Below are 17291 nucleotides of genomic sequence, written 5' to 3'. Positions count from 1 at the left end.
GGCGCTAGAAAAGCCCGTCATTATCAAAGCGGCGCGCTTCACGCTGCAAATGAAAGACGAAGCGTTCGACCAAGCGCTGTTCTTGGCCGTTGATGCGATGAAAGCGTGCGCCAATAAAAGTGGTATTCAAGTTTTCTTCGTACTGCACATGGCGCACCTCGATGGCGGTTGTCATGGCGCCGAACGGGAACTTGGCGGTAAAGCGCTCATACACTTGGCCGGCTTGTAGATTACTGCCAAGAGTGCCGGCGAAGCGCAATTTGCAACCGGTGGCCGAGATGTCTAGCAACTCCCCAGGTAAAGCTGTGCGCAACTTATCGCCTGAAAGCTCTATTTTGATCGATTCGCTTGGTTGCAGTGGCGCGCGAAAAGCGCTGCGCCGTTGGTGATAAACCACTTCAAGTGGCATTGCGCTGAAATAACAACGTGCGCCTCCATGTTCAGCAATGCGCACTGTTTGCTCGCACTTCCAGGCTACGCGCACACCTTCATGGAAGGCTTCAACACTGAACGCTTCGCCATTAACCAAGTAACGTTCACCGTCGCTTGGCATCAGCTCATCGAGAACCAGCAATTTCTTATCGCGATCAACCTCAATGACATAGCTTTGAAAACGTTGATTGCGCTCGTGAAAAGTAATCACCAGCGGATCGTGGTCTTCTTGCAGCTGGCGCAGATTAGCAATTATTTCCATCGGTGCTTTGAGCACCTTGGGTGGCTGCGGGCCTTCTTCCTGGCTAAAAGGGCTGGACACGGTCCGTGACTCTCCGGGCAAATTCTATGGCACTAGCATACTGGCTATATGACAGCATGTCCCTTATGCCTTTTTGGTTTCAGGCCTGACTGAGCGGGCGCTGCTGGCCGATTCTAGCGGCACTGCCACGGCTGTCATAGAGGCTTGGGGTTTCGTTACCGCGCAGGATACCCAACATGCTGTTGGCTGAAGCTTGGCTGGAGCGAATCAGCCGGCCGTTGCGCAGGTTAGCCGCTTGGCAGCGTTCGAGTAGGGCGTTGAGTTGATCGCCGCGCTCCAACAGCTCTTCGCTTTGGCTGGATTGGGCCGCCAACGCTTGAAGGCCGACGCGGTCAGCACTAAGGCCAAGACTGATCAGCAGTTGGCTGCGCTCTTTGCCGTGCTGATCGAGCAGCGTCAGCAGCGGGAGTTTTTCAGTAAGTATGCTTTGCAGGTGCGGCAATTGGCGATCACTGAGGGCTTGGAATTCGCTGTCAATTAATTCAAGCAACTGTTCAGCGCTGCCGATATCGAGGGTGAACAGTTCAAGCAGTCTGATGGCGTGCATTGCGAGCTCTTCGGGGTAACAGATATTTCAGCGCATGGCATAAGGTATCTGTGGGCGACCAATTACCCCAGCATAGCCCTGTGACTAGCGCTGGGATTCGAAATTAAGCAGTTTGCTGGCGACGCGCTGGGTGTCAACTTGATAGCTGCCGTCTTCAAGCGCTTGCTTGATTTGAGCGACGCGACCTTTATCGACGGCAGGCTGGTCGCGCAATTTCTCGCTGACTTTCTGCAGTTGTTGCGCTTCACGACTCAGCTGAACGGATTCTCCGCTCTTGCTGGTTTGTTGCGCCTGCTCGACGGGGTTCGGTACGTTGCTAGTTTGTTTGTTGCCGATGGCTTCTTTTTGCCCGCCTGCCTGCGCACCGCCTACACGCCCCGAGTTAGCTGGGGTTGTGGCATTGTTGAGCCGGTTGATATCGATGACCATGATGCAAAACCTCTAACAGAGTTTGGACGCTTGGCTTGTTGTCGGCATTGCATGGAATAACTTTAGGCCGGAAAAGTGTGCGTCAGCTGACAGTCTAAACACAGTGCGGGTGATCGTCAGCTCACGCACTATACAAATCCTTAACAAAAACCGTGCCTACATCGCCACTTCAACTTGCCCTGGTCCAATTACGCGCGCCCTCACCACCCTGTTGGAGCGTTGATTGCGCACGCTGATCTGCTTGCCAATAATGCCGTCCGATAAGGCCTCGCCAGGCATGCGCACGCTCATGCCGCCGCTGCGCGCGCTAATAACCACCTGGTCGCCTTTGCGTATGGCTTCAGCTATTTGCACGTGAGTCGGTGCGATTACGTGGTCGGGCTGCAGCGGACGCGTCAATTTTTTGCCGAGCGCCTGTTTGAGCGCGGTTAAGTAGCCCTGATTGAGCAGTCCAACATCCCGCTCAGCCATCGCGATATCCATCTCTGTCACTAGGCTGTCACGTTTCATCGGACGGTTGGCGATGACCACCTCGCGGTATAAGCGTACTTGTGCAGGGACAAACACTGTCCACGGTGCCGCACCGTCACAGCGCACCCGCAAGGTGACGCGACCAATAGGCTCGGTTGGGCTTTCCAAGGTTGTAGTCAGCGCTTGCGCACAGGCCGCTAAGCGCAAGCGGGGGTCGAGCCGATTGATTTGAATCTCGTGGCGGCCTGCGATATTGCTACGCTGTAAATAATCGCTCACCGCTTGCTCAAGAAATACCTCAGCAGCGCCGATAAGTTGTTCAGGTCGTGTGGCGTCTGCTGCGGCCAATGCGCTATAGCCGATTGCCAGCAAAGCAGGTACAACTGCCAACCAGTTGCGGCACTTTGCCAGAGAGCGTCGTTTAGTTGTCGTTTCAATGTTCATATGGGTCAGTTAGCAAGGCGCGTGCCGCCTGCTACGCTGACAGCAATCTGTTACTCAAATAAGGAGTTTGGGTATGGCCGGTGTGATGGATTCGGTTAACCAGCGAACTCAGTTGGTTGGGCAGAATCGTTTAGAGTTGTTGCTGTTCCGTCTAAACAGCAATCAGTTGTATGGGATCAACGTGTTTAAGGTGAAAGAGGTGCTGCAATGCCCGAAACTCACCATCATGCCCAGATCCAGTCCGGTCGTCCGTGGTGTAGCCAGTATTCGCGGCGGGACCATCCCAATTCTTGATTTGTCGATGGCGACCGGTAGCGCGCCACTGGCTAATATCGAAAACAGTTTTGTCATCATCACTGAGTACAACACCAAGGTTCAGGGTTTTCTGGTGCAATCGGTTGAGCGCATCGTCAACATGAACTGGGAGTCGATTCATCCGCCGCCCAAGGGCACTGGGCGCGATCATTATCTGACGGCCGTGACCCACCTTGACGACAAGATGGTCGAAATCATCGACGTAGAAAAGATTTTGGCTGAAGTGGCCCCGACCTCTGAAGTCATCTCTGAAGGCGTTCTGGATGCTAAAACTCAAGCACGTGCAGTTACCAAGCGTGTACTGACCTGCGACGATTCATCAGTGGCACGTAAGCAGGTTACCCGATGCTTGGAGACAGTCGGTGTCGAGGTGGTAGCACTCAATGACGGCCGTCAAGCGTTGGATTACCTCAAAGCTATGGTCGCTGAGGGCCGTAAGCCTGAGGAAGAATTCCTTATGCTGATTTCCGATATCGAGATGCCGGAAATGGATGGCTATACGCTGACTGCAGAGATCCGCGCGGATCCGCGCATGCAAAAGCTGCACATCATCCTGCATACTTCGCTTTCTGGCGTATTCAACCAAGCCATGGTGAAGAAAGTCGGTGCAGATGATTTTCTTGCCAAGTTCCGCCCAGATGATCTCGCCGCACGTGTGGCCGAGCGCATCAACATTGCGGAAGGAGACTGAGGGGTTGGCCCTCAGTTAAATCTATGTTTGTCGAGGCCTCGCGAGTGTCTACAGGTAATTTGGATTTCGAGCAGTTCCGGATTTTTCTGGAAAAAGCCTGCGGCATTCTGCTTGGCACTAACAAGCAGTACTTGGTTTCCAGTCGGCTGAATAAGCTGATGGAGCAAAACAGTATTAAAACGTTGGGCGAACTGGTTCAGCGTATGCAGAACCAACCACGCAGCGGGTTGCGCGAGCAGGTGGTGGATGCCATGACCACCAATGAGACCCTATGGTTTCGTGATACCTACCCATTTGAAGTGATGAAAAACCGCGTTTTTCCGGAAATGATCAAAGCCAGCCCCGGCCAGCGTTTGCGTATCTGGTCGGCGGCCTGTTCATCCGGGCAGGAGCCCTATTCGCTGTCGATGACCATCGATGAATTTGAAAAAACTAACCTGGGTCAGCTCAAAGGTGGCGTGCAGATTGTTGCCACCGACCTTTCGCCGACGATGCTGATTAACTGTAAATCGGGTGAATACGACAGCTTGGCGATGGGTCGCGGCCTTTCCCAAGAGCGTTTGCAGCGTTACTTCGACCCGAAGGGCCCTGGGCGCTGGGTGGTTAAGCCGGCCATTCGCAGTCGTATCGAGTTTCGCCCACTCAACTTGCTCGACAGCTACTCTAGCTTGGGTAAGTTTGACGTGGTGTTCTGCCGTAACGTACTGATTTATTTCTCGGCTGAAGTGAAGAAGGACATCCTCACGCGCATGCATGCCATGTTGAAGCCCGGTGGCTATCTATTTCTTGGTGCGTCGGAAGCACTCAATGGTCTGCCTAACCATTTTCAGATGGTGCAGTGCAGCCCAGGGATTATTTACAAGGCTAAATAGTCGTCTGCAGGTATAAAAAAACGGGAGGCCATTGGTCTCCCGTTTTTATTTTCGCGGTTATGGTTTTGAGCTTTTGTCGCTGGAGCGTGCTCGCCTCGCCAGTAAGCACCCGCGATGAATTGTTCGAAAGGCCCCAATCAAGGTCTCAAGCCCGGCAAAAGCTAACAAGTCGCTATCGAGCCTGGGCGTATGCATTCACCGCTGAGGCGTGGGTTGCAGCTCAATCTTGGTTTTGCCACTGGCCAGCAGGTGCTCCGGTAAGTCGAGCAGGTCATCATCGAAGGTTTCCAGCGGCGGCGGTCGCCTTTCAAAGCGCGAGCCAAGCACCAGCAAGCAGGGCGTTAGCAGCAGCGTCAACACGGTGGCGAAACTGAGGCCGCCTGCGATGGCGCTGGACAGCTGCGTCCACCACTGGGTCGATGGCGCGCCAAAGCCTAGGCTTGGGGTTAGCAGGTCGACGTTGACCCCAATGACCATCGGGATCAGCCCCAGCACTGTAGTTACGGCGGTGAGCAATACCGGGCGCAGGCGCAGGCTGCCGGTTTCCAGCGCCGCAGCGTGCGGCTCCAAGCCTTGGCGGCGCAGCTGGTTATAGGTGTCGATCAGAATGATGTTGTTATTCACCACGATGCCCGCCAAGGCGATCAGGCCCATGCCGACCATCACAATGCCGAACGACTGACCATTGACCAGCAAACCCATCAACACACCCGCCGTCGACAGGACGATGGCTGAGAGGACCAACAATGACTGATAGATGCTGTTGAACTGGGTCACCAAGATGATAAACATCAGGAAAATCGCCACCAAAAAAGCTGTGCCGAGGAACGTGGCGGCCTGTTTTTGATCCGCGCCTTCGCCCGCCACGTTAAGGCGCACATCGCCTGGCGGCGCGCCCATGGCTTGTTCCAGTGCGCGTTGCCGCTCTGCCAGCTGGGCGCCTTCGGCTAAGTCAGCTTGTAGGGTGATGGTGCGATTGCCATCGACCCTACGAAGGGTGCCCACCTTGGGCGCTTGCTCAAGTGAGACGAAGTTACTCAGCGGGATTTGCCCGGCCGGCGTATTCAGCGTCAGGCGGCCAAGCTGGTCGAGGGAGCGCCAGTTAGCGGGTAAGCGTACGCGGATATCCACTTCGTCGGTGGCATCCTCCGGTCGATAAGTCGCCAGCTTAAGGCCGTTGGTAACCATCTGCACGGCATTGCCCACGCTGAGCACGTCTGCGCCGAAACGGGCAGCCGCTTCGCGGTCGACCTCGATGCGCCATTCGATGCCGGGCAGTGCTCGGTCATCTTCGATGTCTTTAAAACCGCCAATGCTTTGCATTGCCGCCCGTAATTTGTCTACGTAGAGGTCGGCCTGCTGCGGGTCTTGCGCGCTGATTTGCAGTTTCAGCGGTTTACCACTGCTTGGGCCATCCTCTTGCTTGCGGAACTCCAAAATAATGCCGGGCATATCCGCTGTGCGTGTGCTCATGTCCTCAAGAATTTTGCTCGCTGAGCGCCGCTCGTGCCATTCGACAAACTGGAACTGCAGGGTGCCGATTACATCGGCGCCCAACTGGCCATCGGGTTGCGCCAAGGAGCGGGCATATAGCGCTTTTACTTCACTCATACCGAGCAGGCGGCTTTCCACTTTTTGCAGCAAGGCGTCTTTTTCCTGCACCGACAGATCACCGCGGGCGCGTAGCCAAATTTGTGCGCTTTCCGGCTCGGTCTCGGGGAAGAACTCAACGCCATGGTTGAAGCGGCCGTAAGCGGTGTAGATCAACGCAATCAGCGCGAGCATACCGAGCAGGGTCAGGCCGGGACGTTTTAGCAACGCTCCCAGCAGCCGGCGATAACCGACTGCGCCACGACCGGGCCGGGTTGCTTGCGGCAGCGGCTTACCACCGGTGACGGCGCCGAGTACCGGCAGGAACACCAGTGCCATGGCCAGGGAGGCGAGCAGGCAGACGATCACCGTGGCGGGCAGGTATTTCATAAACTGCCCAACCACACCCGGCCAGAACAACAGCGGCAGAAACACCACCAAGGTGGTGGCGGTGGAGGCAATGACTGGCCAAGCCATCCGCGTAGCGGCATTGGCCCAGGCCTGGCGGGGCGTTTGCCCTTGGTGCAAATAGCGGTCGGCCAGCTCGGAAACGACGATGGCGCCGTCCACCAACATGCCGGCGACCAGAATCAAGCTGAACAGTACGACTATGTTGAGGGTGAAGCCGAGCATCCAGATCAGCAGAATGCCGGTGAGAAAGGCCCCGGGAATGGTTAGACCAACCAGCAACGCCGAACGCATACCCATGCTCGCCACTACCAGGATGAGTACCAAGACGATGGCGGTCATGACGTTGTTGAGCAGGTCGCCAAGCATGCTTTTAACCTGCTGCGACTGGTCCATGATGTAGCTGACTTGCAGGCCTTCGGGCAGCAACGGCTGGGCTTCGACCATCAGCGCTTTAACCTGCTCAATGGTGGCAATGATGTTGGCACCGCTGCGCTTGGACACTTCCAGCACGACGGCGGGTTGCCCATTAATGCGCGCAAAGCCGGTGGGGTCTTTGAAGGTGCGATGGATGGTGGCGACATCGCCGAAGGTCACCACACTGTTACCCACCACCTTGATTGGCAGGGACAGCACGTCTTCGAGGTCTTCAATCACCCCGGGCACCTTCAGGCTCATGCGGCCTGCGCCGGTGTCCAAGCTGCCGGCGGCGACTAAACGGTTGTTGCGGCTGACCAGATTGAACAGCTCGTTGTAATCAATGCCATAGCTGTCGAGCACTTGCGGGTCGACGACGATTTCCAGCAGGTCTTCGCGGTCACCGCCGATTTCCACCGACAGCACTTCGGCGATGCCTTCGACGTTTTCTTTCAGGCGACGGGCGATATACACCAGTTCGGTTTCGGCAATCGGCCCAGACAAGCCAATGGACAACACCGGAAACAGCGCCACGTTAACTTCGTTGACGGTGGGCTCTTCGGCTTCTTCCGGTAGCTTGCTGCGGGCGGTATCGACCTTCTCACGCACATCGGCCAATGCTAATTTGGCATTAAACCCAGCATCAAACTCTAGGGTCACCGAAGCTCGACCCTCATTGGCCATGGAGCGCATTTCCTTGACCCCTTCAAGGCTGCGCAACTCCTGCTCCAACGGACGCACCAACAGCCGTTCGGCGTCTTCTGGGCTGATGCCTTCAAGCGTTACCGAGACATAGATAATTGGGATGCTGACATCTGGGTTGGCTTCCTTGGGGATGACCACATAGGCGGCTACACCGCCGAGCATCAGGAACAGCAGCACCAATAAGCTCGTGCGGCTGCGGTCCAGCGCCGCAGCGATCAGGCTATGCATATCAGTTCACTCCCTTTGCCAGCTGGCTGATCACCTGCTGGCCGGGCTCGACAAAACCTTGGCCGAGGGTGATCAGCGCGACCTTGTTCGGCAAACCGCTGACCCAGGCGCCTTGGTTATCGACGCTGATCAGCTGCACCGCAGTGAACACCACCTGCTGTTGATCGTTGACCCACTTGACGCCGTGGCGGCCGGCTTTATCCAGGCTCAACAGCGCAGGCGAGATGCGCTGCGCAAGAGATTCTCCGGTCTGAATATGCAGCGTTGCACTGGCTCCAGCCAAGCGCAGAGCATCAGGGTTATCGACCTTGACCTCAATGCGAAAACTGCGTGAGCCGGGATCCGCCGCTGCGGCAATAAAGTGCAATTCACCTTGTAATTCACGGCCGTCGAGCAGTTCGACCTTAACCGGCTGACCCAGCTTAAGTTGGGTGACTTCTTGCTGGGCGATCTGCGCGCTGACCTTAAGTTGGCTGATATCGACCAAGGTCAGCAGGCCTTGCCCCGGCTGTACAAAGTCGCCCAGCTCGATCATCCGCTGGTCATAAGTGCCGGCAAAAGGCGCCTTGATCTGTGCATTCGCCAGCTGAATACGCGCTAAGTCCAACTCGGCGCGGGCCTTGGCCAGCTCGCTTTGTAGGCGAATCAATTCGTTGGCGGAAATCATATTGCGCTCACGCAGGCGGAGTGCCGCTTTGGCATCGGCATCGCGCTGGCGCACATCGGCTTCACCCTTGGCCACCTGAGCGGGTCGGTTATCAGCGGACAGGCTGAGCAATAGCTGGCCTTGCGTGACCAGGCTGCCCTTGTCTTGATCGAGTCGATTCACGGTACCGCTGATCTGTGAGCGCAACTCAACCCGGCGCCAGGCTTCAACCTGACCCTGCACCACATGCTGGCGCTGCATGGGGCTGGCCTCTAACCACTGCACTTCAACCTTAGTCAGCCCCGGCTCTGGCGCGGGCGCATCGGCGCTGGCGGTTTCTTGCGCCTGGAATAGCGAACCGCTGAGCAACCACAACAAAAGCAAAAGGCTGATGGCAACAGCGATCAACCAAGGACGTTTGGACAGCTGACTGAACATGGAGGGTTACTCGTGTAAAAGAGGTTGAGCAAGCAGTTCGGCCGCCTGCGTGCGCAGACCGGCAATGATGAAGTCGGTAACGCCGGTGAAATACGCATCCTGTGCAGCAGGCCCCGCCCAATAGGCCGAGCCACCCGAGGCAATGCGCGCCATTACACCGTTAAAGCACGCCTCTACGCCCCACAGCAGTTGCTGGCAAATCGCCTGGGAGAGCTTTTGCCCACCCAAGTTTTGCTCCAACAATTGACTGAATAACGTCAGGTAGTCGCATTCCAGAGCCAGAAACTCTTCACGGTAGGGCGCGTCTAGCCGTTCCCGGAATGCCGGGCGGTCACAGACTTGGCACAGCTGCACCAGCACCGGGTCAGCCAGCATTTGCTCGAACGCCTGACGGATCACCCGGTGCATGGACTGTGCGCCCGGTTGTGAGTCATCTAACTGGCGAAGCTGGTTGAGGTTGTGCCGCGACTGGTCGAGCACCAAGCGAGCGTAGAGCGCCTCCTTGCTGGGGAAGTGCTTGTACACCGTACCTTTACCGATGCCGGCGCTGCTGGCTAACTCAGCGATCGTCACCCGGTCCCAAGGGCCTTGGCGAAAGAGTCGACGCGCCGCATCGAGAAGGGTGATTTGGCGTTGTTCGAACTGAAGATCCTGGTAGCGCATAGGGTTGTCTTAGGGCTTGTGACCGGCGGTCATGCTATGACTGGCGGTCACGAACGGCAAGCCCTGAGTTGTTACGAGCTGTGCTGACTGGGTGCGTGAGTACGGCGGATATGCGTGCATTGGCAAGCGTTTCGGATCTTGATGCGCACGGGCGGGCTTCTAGTAATTGTTCTGAATGCTGCGCAGGAATAAACTGCCCCTCATGAATGCCTTCCGCCGAGCTTATCTGGTGTTGCTGCTGTCGCTGATTCTGCCTTTGCAGAGTGTGGCGGGGATGCTCGAGGCCGGAGAAATTTGCTTGATGGACCACGTCAGCCAAATGCAAATGGAGTGCTGCGACGATGCCGCCATGGCCGCCGCCGCCGGCAGCCAGGCCTGCCCGGACATGCTCAAGTGTTCCTCGGTCAGCTTGCCGTTGCTGAATGCCCAACGGCTTAAGCTCAAAGCACTGCCGAATGAACGTGGCCCGTTATGGCTAACCCAGTCGGTATTTCCCTCACGGCCACAGGCCGCTCCTTGGCGTCCTCCCCGCGCCTGATTCCTGCTCTGTTATGAACGCTACTGCGCGGCTATGGCTGCATGGCAGCTGTTGAGTACCCTTCCTAGGGTGCGATTTCGACAGGAACCACCACTATGTTCACGTTTTTCCCCAGCCCGCTGTGGCTGCTCGGGGCTCTGGCGACTGCTTTGTGCAGCCCGCCGGTTGCCGCCCTAACCTTAAATGAAGCCCTGCGCCTGGCCGAGCGCGAAGCCCCCTCGTTGTCCGCGCAAGCTGCCCAGGTTGAAGCCGCGCAACAGTTGACAACACCTGCTGGCGAGTTGCCCGATCCACAATTGCTGTTGGGGCTGCAGAACGTACCCATCGAGGGCGACAACCGTGGTCGCCTCAACGCTGAACCCATGACCATGCAAATGCTTGGCGTCATGCAGCAAGTGCCCAGCCGCGCCAAGCGTCGTGCACAGGTGGAGGCGGCTGAGGCTGGAGTTAAACGTGCTACCCAGACGCAGCGCGTGGAACACCTCAGGGTGCGTCGGGAAACCGCATTAGCCTGGATTGAGGCACTCGGCGTTGAGCAGAAGCTGGCGTTATTCCAAACCCTTTATGCTGAAAACACCTTGCTGGGCAACGTCGTGCGCGCCCGCATCAGCAGCGCTCGCGGGCCGGCGGCCGACAGCATTGGGCCACGCCAAGAGGCCGCCTTGCTGGCCGAGCAGGAGGACGTGCTGGTGCAGCAGCGCACCCAGCAACGTGCTGCTTTGCGCCGTTGGGTCGGGCCGCGCGGTGACGAGTCGCTGACAGGGCAGCTGCCGAATTGGCCGGTAAAGGCCGAGTTCTACCAGCAAAATCTGCAGCGCCGTCCTGAGCTGGTGCTATTTGATCCGCTGGCCGCTGAGGCGCAGGCCGAGATTCACCAGGCCGTAGCTGAGAAAACCCCAGACTGGAGCTGGCAGCTGGCTTATCAGCAGCGCGACGCCATGTTCGGCGACATGTTGAGTGTGCAAGTCAGCGTTGATTTACCGTTGTTTGCCGCCTCCCGGCAAAACCCGCGCATTGCCGCAAAGCAAGCCCAGCTGAACCAGCTGGAAGCCGAGCGTGCAGACGCCCAGCGCGAGTATGCCCAGCAGTTGGCCACTGACCTGGCCGAGTATCAGCGTTATGACCGGGCGCTACGCCGCAGCCAAGACAGCTTGCTGCCTTTAGCTGAGGAGAAAGTCGCACTGACCCTGGCCGACTATCGATCGGGCGTAAGCGAGTTGGCCAGTGTGATTGCCGCGCGCCGCGAACTGATCGAAACCCGCCTGCAGCACATCGACTTTGCCCAAGCGCGAGCGCTGACCAGCGCCCGTTTGTATTACGCGTATGAAGGGAGTGAGCAATGAGTGCGGCAACAGTAAAGGGCGCGGTGCTGATAAGCCTGCTGCTGGCCGTGGGTGCGGCGGGTGGTTACTGGTATGCGCAGAGGTCGATGCCCCATGGCGCTGATCCCGCCCAGATGGCACCGATGGCGGACAAGGGCAAGGTGCTCTATTGGTACGACCCGATGGTGCCGCAGCAGAAGTTCGATGAGCCGGGCAAATCACCCTTTATGGACATGCAGCTGGTGCCGCGCTATGCCGATGAGGGTGGCGACAGCGCCGCCGTCAGCATTGACTCCAGCATCACCCAAAACCTCGGCATGCGCTTAGCACTGGTCACTCGTGGTGCGGCGGCAAGCAGCTTAGAGGTGGTTGGTAGTCTGGCTTTCAACAGCCGTGATGTGGTCGTGGTGCAAGCGCGCAGTGCCAGCTTCGTCGAGCGTGTATACGCCCGCGCCGCTGAGGATGTGCTGGAGGCCGGCGCGCCGCTGGCCGATCTGCTGGTGCCCACCTGGGTGAGTGCTCAGGAAGATTACCTAGCCCTGCGTGATGCGGGCGATCCGGGTTTGTTGAGTGCTGCGCGCCAGCGTATGCGTTTAGCGGGGATGCCCGCCGCGCTGATCAGCCAGTTCGAGCGCAGTGGCCAGGTGCAGGCGTTGTGGACAGTCACCAGCCCTATAAGTGGCGTGCTGCAGCAACTTGAGGTGCGCGAGGGCATGACCCTGGCGGCCGGACAAACCCTGGCCACTATTAACGGTTTACGCACGGTCTGGCTGGAGGTGGCTGTGCCGGAAGCTGAGGCCAAAGGGCTACATAACGGCCAGCAGGTCGAGGCGCGTTTGCCGGCACTCCCCGGTGAAGTGCTCAGCGGCAGTATTGCAGCCATTTTGCCCCAGGCCAATCTCGATAGCCGTACCCTAATGCTGCGGGTCGAGTTAGCTAACCCCAATGGCCGCTTACGCCCGGGCCTGACGGCTCAGGTGCGGCTGACCCGTCCAGCTGAGCGTGAGGTTTTGTTGGTACCCAGCGAGGCGGTGATCCGCAGTGGTCGTCGCGCCTTGGTGATGCTCGCTGAAAGCCAAGGGCGCTATCGCCCGGTGGAGGTGCGTTTGGGCGCTGAGGCCGAGGGTAAAACCGAGGTACTTGAAGGGTTAGCAGAGGGTCAGCAAGTGGTTGCTTCTGGGCAGTTCTTGCTGGATTCCGAGGCCAGCCTACTGGGTCTTCAGGTGCAAGGCCTGGGGCAGGCCGCCGCCGAGGTGAAGCTGGAAGCGGCGCTGCACGAGGCCGAGGGGCAAATCGATGGCATTGATGAGGATGGCCTGATGCTCAGCCACGGGCCCTTTAAAACCTTAGGCATGCCCGGCATGAGCATGAGCTTCCCGCTGGCCAGCCCAACGCTGTTAGAAGGCTTCAAGGTGGGCGATAAAGTGAAGGTCGGCGTGCGGGCCGATGATGATAGTTTGCTGATTGAACGCATCGAGCATTTGTCGCCAGTGCCAAACCAGCATGACGGCCAGCAGCAGGTGCAGCCATGATTGCCGCGCTGATTCGCTGGTCGGTGGTTAATCGTTTTCTGGTGATATTGGCCACGCTGTTCGCCACGGCCTGGGGTATTTGGTCGCTGCAGCACACGCCGATCGATGCGCTGCCAGACCTGTCTGATGTGCAGGTGATCATCCGCACACCTTATGCCGGCCAGGCGCCGCAGATTGTCGAGAACCAAGTGACCTATCCGCTGGCCACCACCATGCTCTCGGTGCCGGGGGCCAAGACGGTGCGTGGTTATTCGTTCTTCGGTGACAGCTATGTCTATGTGTTGTTCGACGATGACACTGATCTCTACTGGGCGCGCTCGCGGGTGCTGGAATACCTGAGTCAGGTTCAGAGCCGTTTGCCGGCCAGTGCCAAGCCAACGCTGGGGCCGGATGCCACTGGGGTTGGTTGGATTTACCAATACGCCTTGGTCGACCGCACGGGTAAACATGACCTGGCGCAGTTGCGTGCATTGCAGGACTGGTTCCTCAAGTTCGAGCTGAAGACTTTGGCCAATGTCGCCGAAGTGGCGACCATCGGCGGTATGGTCAAGCAGTACCAGGTGCAACTCGATCCGATCAAGCTGGCCAGCCTTGGCATCACCCAGGCTGAGGTTACCGCAGCGATTGGCCGTGCTAACCAGGAAACCGGTGGCGCAGTGCTGGAGATGGCGGAAACCGAGTATATGGTGCGCGCGTCCGGCTACCTGCAGAGCCTTAACGACTTTCGCACCATCCCCCTGCGTTTGTCTGCCGGCGGCGTGCCGGTAACGCTTGGCGATGTGGCGTCTATTCAGCTAGGCCCGGAGATGCGTCGCGGCATCGCCGAACTGGATGGCGAGGGCGAGGTGGTCGGCGGCGTGGTGATCCTGCGCAGCGGTAAGAATGCTCGCAGCACCATTGCGGCGGTCAAGGCCAAGCTCGACGAGCTGAAAAGCAGCCTGCCGGAAGGGGTGGAGATCGTTACCGCCTATGACCGCAGCCAACTGATCGACCGTGCGGTGAAGAACCTTAGCTTCAAACTGATTGAGGAATTCATCGTCGTCGCCTTGGTCTGCGCGGCGTTTCTCTGGCACTTGCGCTCCTCGCTGGTGGCGATTGTCTCTTTACCGGTCGGCGTGCTGATCGCCTTCGCCGTGATGCAGCAGCAGGGCATCAACGCCAACATCATGTCACTCGGCGGTATTGCCATCGCCATCGGTGCCATGGTCGATGCGGCCGTGGTGATGATCGAGAACGCGCACAAGAAGATAGAAGCCTGGCGTGAGCACCATCCGGACGAAGAGCTTAAAGGCGAGCAGCATTGGCGGGTGATTACGGATGCGGCGGTGGAGGTCGGCCCGGCGCTGTTCTTCTGTTTGTTGATCATCACCCTGTCGTTTATTCCAGTGTTCACCCTGCAGGCTCAGGAGGGGCGGTTGTTCGGCCCGCTGGCCTTCACCAAAACCTATGCCATGGCGGCTGCGGCGGGGCTTTCGGTGACCCTGGTGCCGGTGCTGATGGGCTACTGGATTCGCGGGCAGATTCCCGATGAGGCGCGCAACCCGCTAAATCGTTGGCTGATCTGTGTCTACCAACCGGCGTTGGATGCGGTATTGGCGTGGCCAAAAGCCACTCTGGCATTTGCACTGCTGGTGCTGCTCAGCACGCTATGGCCGTTGTCGCAGCTGGGTGGTGAATTTCTACCGCCGCTGGATGAGGGTGACTTGCTGTACATGCCCTCGGCTTTGCCGGGTTTATCGGCGCAGAAGGCCGCGCAGTTGTTGCAGCAGACCGACCGATTGATCAAAACCGTACCGGAAGTCGCCCATGTGTTCGGCAAGGCCGGCCGTGCAGAAACGGCCACCGACCCGGCACCGCTGGAGATGTTTGAAACCACCATCCAGTTCAAACCGCGTGAGCAGTGGCGTGCCGGTATGACCGCTGAGAAGTTGGTGGATGAGCTGGATCGGGTGGTGCAAGTGCCGGGGCTGACTAATATCTGGATTCCGCCAATCCGTAACCGCATTGACATGCTCGCCACCGGGATCAAGAGCCCGATTGGGGTCAAGGTCGCCGGCAGCAACCTGGCGCAGATTGATGAGGCGACCCAAGCCATCGAAAAGGTCGCCAAGGCTGTGCCGGGCGTCAGCTCAGCTCTGGCCGAGCGCTTGACCGGCGGGCGCTATATCGACGTCGACATCGACCGGCCCGCTGCCGCGCGCTATGGCCTGAATATCGCCGATGTGCAGGCCATAGTGGCCGGTGCGATTGGCGGTGAGAATATCGGCGAGACCGTCGAAGGGTTGGCGCGCTTCCCCATCAGCGTGCGCTACCCGCGTGAATGGCGCGACTCACTGAGCAAGCTGGAACAGCTACCGATCTTCACCCCAGCGGGCAGTCAGATCACCCTCGGTACGGTGGCGCGCATCAGAGTCAGCGATGGCCCGCCGATGCTCAAGAGCGAAAATGCGCGGCCTTCGGGCTGGGTTTATGTGGATGTGCGCGGCCGCGACCTGGCCTCGGTGGTGGCCGATCTACGCGCCGCCATCGACGCGCAGGTCACCCTGCAACCGGGCATCAGCCTGAGTTATTCGGGGCAGTTCGAGTTTCTGGAGCGGGCCAATGCGAGGTTAAAACTGGTGGTGCCGGCCACGCTGATGATTATCTTCGTGCTGTTGTACCTGTGCTTTAACCGTTTCAGCGAGGCGCTGTTGATCATGGCCACGTTGCCGTTCGCATTGACGGGCGGCATCTGGTTTCTCTACCTGCTGGGTTATCACCTGTCGGTGGCCACCGGTGTCGGCTTTATCGCCTTGGCCGGAGTGGCAGCGGAGTTCGGCGTGATCATGCTGCTGTACCTGAAAAATGCTTGGGCTGAACGGCAAGCCCGCGGGCAAAACGGTGAGGCTGCGCTGCTTGAAGCCATTCACGAGGGCGCAGTGCAGCGGGTGCGACCCAAGGCTATGACCGTGGCGGTGATCATCGCCGGCCTGTTGCCGATTCTCCTCGGCAGTGGCGCCGGCAGTGAGGTGATGAGCCGCATCGCCGCGCCCATGGTCGGCGGCATGCTCAGCGCGCCGCTGCTGTCGCTGTTTGTGTTGCCGGCGGCCTACCTGTTGATGCGCCGGCGTAAGCTGTAGCCTGGATTAAATCCGGGGAGATGTGGAGTCCACCCCGGATTGCGCCAAGGCTTATTCGGGCTACTGCATCACGAGTCCGCAGGATGGGCTGAGCACAGCGATACCCATCAAGCAAGCGATGGCTAACACCGCCGCGCGGCTAACCCATCCTACGTTGCTGTGCTGACAGTTGGCTTAGCGCGCGACGCTGACACCTTCAAGGTTGGCGAAGGAGGTGTCCTTGGCCGTTAGCAGGAAGTCGCGCATAAACGGCGCGTCGAGCATATCGGTGCGGATACCGGCATACAGGGTGGCGAACAAGCCTCTGTCACCCAGGCGCTTGGCCGTCACATAACCGCGCGAGCTGTACTCATGCAACGCCCAGTTGGGCAGGCCGCAGACGCCACGGCCGCTGGCCACCAGCTGCATCATCATCACCGTCAGTTCTGAGGTGCGCACCTGCGCCGGCTCCACGTCAGCCGGTTCGAGGAAGCGGGTGAAGATATCCAGGCGGTCGCGTTCTACCGGGTAGGTAATCAGGGTTTCGCTGAGCAAGTCCTGCGGCTTAATGCAGGGTTTATTGGCCAGCGGGTGCTGGTTAGCCACTGCCAGCATCGCCTCATAAGTAAACAGCGGCACGTAGGTGATGCCTGCCAGCTCCAGCGGGTCGCTCGTTACTACCAAGTCCAGATCACCGCGCGCCAGGGCCGGCAGCGGGGCAAAGGAGAAGCCCGAGGCCAGGTCCAGTTCGACTTCCGGCCAGGCATCGCGGAACTGGTCGATGGTCGGCATCAGCCATTGGAAGCAGCTGTGGCATTCGATGGCCATGTGCAGGCGCCCTGCGGTACCGCCGGCCAAGCGCGCCAAATCACGCTCAGCGCTGCGCAGCATCGGCAGCACCGCATCGCTCAGCTGCAACAGGCGCAGCCCAGCGCTGGTAAAGCGTACCGGTTTGGTTTTGCGCACAAACAACGGCATGCCCAAGCGCTCTTCCAGCTCCTTGAACTGGTGCGACAACGCTGATTGTGTCAGGTGCAGGCGCTCGGCAGCGTCCACCAAGCTTTCGCTTTCACGCAGGGCATGCAGAGTTCTTAGGTGGCGCAATTCAAGCATTGGGGCTCCGGGGCATTCCGCAGATTAACGTTGGGTAGACGCGAGTTTGATCGCGATGCGGTAACGAACT

The 17291-nt window shown here is 58.7% G+C and carries 14 protein-coding genes; 6 read left to right on the top strand and 8 right to left on the bottom strand.

Features of this window, described 5'->3' with window-relative positions; translation table 11 throughout:
• Positions 1-4: 4 nt before the first annotated feature.
• From WF513_RS12565 to flgA, 4 genes are all read right to left on the bottom strand, one after another.
• Positions 5-754 (bottom strand): flagellar regulator YcgR PilZN domain-containing protein, encoded by a 750-nt coding sequence (locus WF513_RS12565; RefSeq protein WP_339079724.1) that lies wholly within the window; start codon positions 752-754, stop codon positions 5-7.
• Between the two features lie 79 nt (positions 755-833).
• Entirely contained in the window at positions 834-1301 is a 468-nt protein-coding gene (gene flgN, locus WF513_RS12560) for a flagellar export chaperone FlgN (protein WP_339079721.1), read from the bottom strand.
• A gap of 84 nt (positions 1302-1385) precedes the next feature.
• Positions 1386-1730, bottom strand: a complete 345-nt coding sequence (flgM, locus tag WF513_RS12555) for a flagellar biosynthesis anti-sigma factor FlgM (RefSeq protein ID WP_339079720.1) — start codon at positions 1728-1730, stop codon at positions 1386-1388.
• A gap of 156 nt (positions 1731-1886) precedes the next feature.
• On the bottom strand, positions 1887-2645 hold the full coding sequence (gene flgA, locus WF513_RS12550; protein WP_339079718.1) for a flagellar basal body P-ring formation chaperone FlgA: 759 nt from the start codon (positions 2643-2645) through the stop codon (positions 1887-1889).
• Between the two features lie 73 nt (positions 2646-2718).
• On the opposite strand from flgA, the gene WF513_RS12545 reads away from it, so the two are divergent.
• Together WF513_RS12545 and cheR are read left to right on the top strand one after the other, a co-directional pair.
• Positions 2719-3651, top strand: a complete 933-nt coding sequence (locus WF513_RS12545) for a chemotaxis protein CheV (RefSeq protein ID WP_339079717.1) — start codon at positions 2719-2721, stop codon at positions 3649-3651.
• A gap of 44 nt (positions 3652-3695) precedes the next feature.
• A complete protein-coding gene (gene cheR / locus WF513_RS12540) occupies positions 3696-4523 on the top strand; it encodes a protein-glutamate O-methyltransferase CheR (RefSeq protein ID WP_339079715.1) in 828 nt (275 codons plus the stop codon).
• 195 nt (positions 4524-4718) lie between these two features.
• Here the strand turns inward: cheR and WF513_RS12535 are convergent, their stop codons facing one another.
• Genes WF513_RS12535 through WF513_RS12525 form a run of 3 tightly spaced genes read right to left on the bottom strand, consistent with a single transcriptional unit; the run spans position 4719 to position 9618 of the window.
• Positions 4719-7871: an efflux RND transporter permease subunit gene (locus WF513_RS12535; protein WP_339079714.1), complete on the bottom strand. Its 3153-nt coding sequence runs from the start codon at positions 7869-7871 to the stop codon at positions 4719-4721.
• Between the two features lies 1 nt (position 7872).
• Positions 7873-8955, bottom strand: a complete 1083-nt coding sequence (locus WF513_RS12530) for an efflux RND transporter periplasmic adaptor subunit (RefSeq protein WP_339079713.1) — start codon at positions 8953-8955, stop codon at positions 7873-7875.
• A 6-nt stretch (positions 8956-8961) separates the two neighbouring features.
• On the bottom strand, positions 8962-9618 hold the full coding sequence (locus tag WF513_RS12525; RefSeq protein ID WP_339079712.1) for a helix-turn-helix domain-containing protein: 657 nt from the start codon (positions 9616-9618) through the stop codon (positions 8962-8964).
• 202 nt (positions 9619-9820) lie between these two features.
• Between WF513_RS12525 and WF513_RS12520 the strand changes: the two genes are divergently transcribed.
• The 4 genes from WF513_RS12520 to WF513_RS12505 all read left to right on the top strand — a co-directional run bounded on the left by WF513_RS12520 (position 9821) and on the right by WF513_RS12505 (position 16129).
• Positions 9821-10156 carry a hypothetical protein gene (locus WF513_RS12520; protein WP_339079711.1) on the top strand — a complete coding sequence of 112 codons (336 nt, stop codon included), beginning with the start codon at positions 9821-9823 and terminating at the stop codon, positions 10154-10156.
• Positions 10157-10251: 95 nt separating this feature from the next.
• Positions 10252-11499 carry a TolC family protein gene (locus WF513_RS12515; RefSeq protein ID WP_339079710.1) on the top strand — a complete coding sequence of 416 codons (1248 nt, stop codon included), beginning with the start codon at positions 10252-10254 and terminating at the stop codon, positions 11497-11499.
• A complete protein-coding gene (locus WF513_RS12510) occupies positions 11496-13010 on the top strand; it encodes an efflux RND transporter periplasmic adaptor subunit (RefSeq protein WP_339079709.1) in 1515 nt (504 codons plus the stop codon). The genes WF513_RS12515 and WF513_RS12510 overlap by 4 nt, the downstream gene beginning before the upstream one ends.
• On the top strand, positions 13007-16129 hold the full coding sequence (locus tag WF513_RS12505; RefSeq protein WP_339079708.1) for an efflux RND transporter permease subunit: 3123 nt from the start codon (positions 13007-13009) through the stop codon (positions 16127-16129). The genes WF513_RS12510 and WF513_RS12505 overlap by 4 nt, the downstream gene beginning before the upstream one ends.
• A 174-nt stretch (positions 16130-16303) precedes the next feature.
• Here the strand turns inward: WF513_RS12505 and metR are convergent, their stop codons facing one another.
• Positions 16304-17221: a transcriptional regulator MetR gene (gene metR, locus WF513_RS12500; RefSeq protein WP_339079707.1), complete on the bottom strand. Its 918-nt coding sequence runs from the start codon at positions 17219-17221 to the stop codon at positions 16304-16306.
• Positions 17222-17291: the final 70 nt, after the last annotated feature.

The sequence above is a fragment of the Pseudomonas sp. TMP9 genome, assembly GCF_037943105.1.
GTDB lineage: Bacteria > Pseudomonadota > Gammaproteobacteria > Pseudomonadales > Pseudomonadaceae > Aquipseudomonas.
Note: the sequence above shows the minus strand (reverse complement) of the source record. Positions and strands in the feature narration are given on the sequence as shown.

What these genes read in the sequence shown, in the direction of transcription:
- flgN (WP_339079721.1), bottom strand. Translation starts at nt 1,301, where the DNA reads ATGCACGCCATCAGACTGCTTGAACTGTTCACCCTCGATATCGGCAGC.
- flgM (WP_339079720.1), bottom strand. Translation starts at nt 1,730, where the DNA reads ATGGTCATCGATATCAACCGGCTCAACAATGCCACAACCCCAGCTAAC.
- flgA (WP_339079718.1), bottom strand. Translation starts at nt 2,645, where the DNA reads ATGAACATTGAAACGACAACTAAACGACGCTCTCTGGCAAAGTGCCGC.
- WF513_RS12545 (WP_339079717.1), top strand. Translation starts at nt 2,719, where the DNA reads ATGGCCGGTGTGATGGATTCGGTTAACCAGCGAACTCAGTTGGTTGGG.
- WF513_RS12535 (WP_339079714.1), bottom strand. Translation starts at nt 7,871, where the DNA reads ATGCATAGCCTGATCGCTGCGGCGCTGGACCGCAGCCGCACGAGCTTA.
- WF513_RS12530 (WP_339079713.1), bottom strand. Translation starts at nt 8,955, where the DNA reads ATGTTCAGTCAGCTGTCCAAACGTCCTTGGTTGATCGCTGTTGCCATC.
- WF513_RS12525 (WP_339079712.1), bottom strand. Translation starts at nt 9,618, where the DNA reads ATGCGCTACCAGGATCTTCAGTTCGAACAACGCCAAATCACCCTTCTC.
- WF513_RS12520 (WP_339079711.1), top strand. Translation starts at nt 9,821, where the DNA reads ATGAATGCCTTCCGCCGAGCTTATCTGGTGTTGCTGCTGTCGCTGATT.
- WF513_RS12515 (WP_339079710.1), top strand. Translation starts at nt 10,252, where the DNA reads ATGTTCACGTTTTTCCCCAGCCCGCTGTGGCTGCTCGGGGCTCTGGCG.
- WF513_RS12510 (WP_339079709.1), top strand. Translation starts at nt 11,496, where the DNA reads ATGAGTGCGGCAACAGTAAAGGGCGCGGTGCTGATAAGCCTGCTGCTG.
- WF513_RS12505 (WP_339079708.1), top strand. Translation starts at nt 13,007, where the DNA reads ATGATTGCCGCGCTGATTCGCTGGTCGGTGGTTAATCGTTTTCTGGTG.
- metR (WP_339079707.1), bottom strand. Translation starts at nt 17,221, where the DNA reads ATGCTTGAATTGCGCCACCTAAGAACTCTGCATGCCCTGCGTGAAAGC.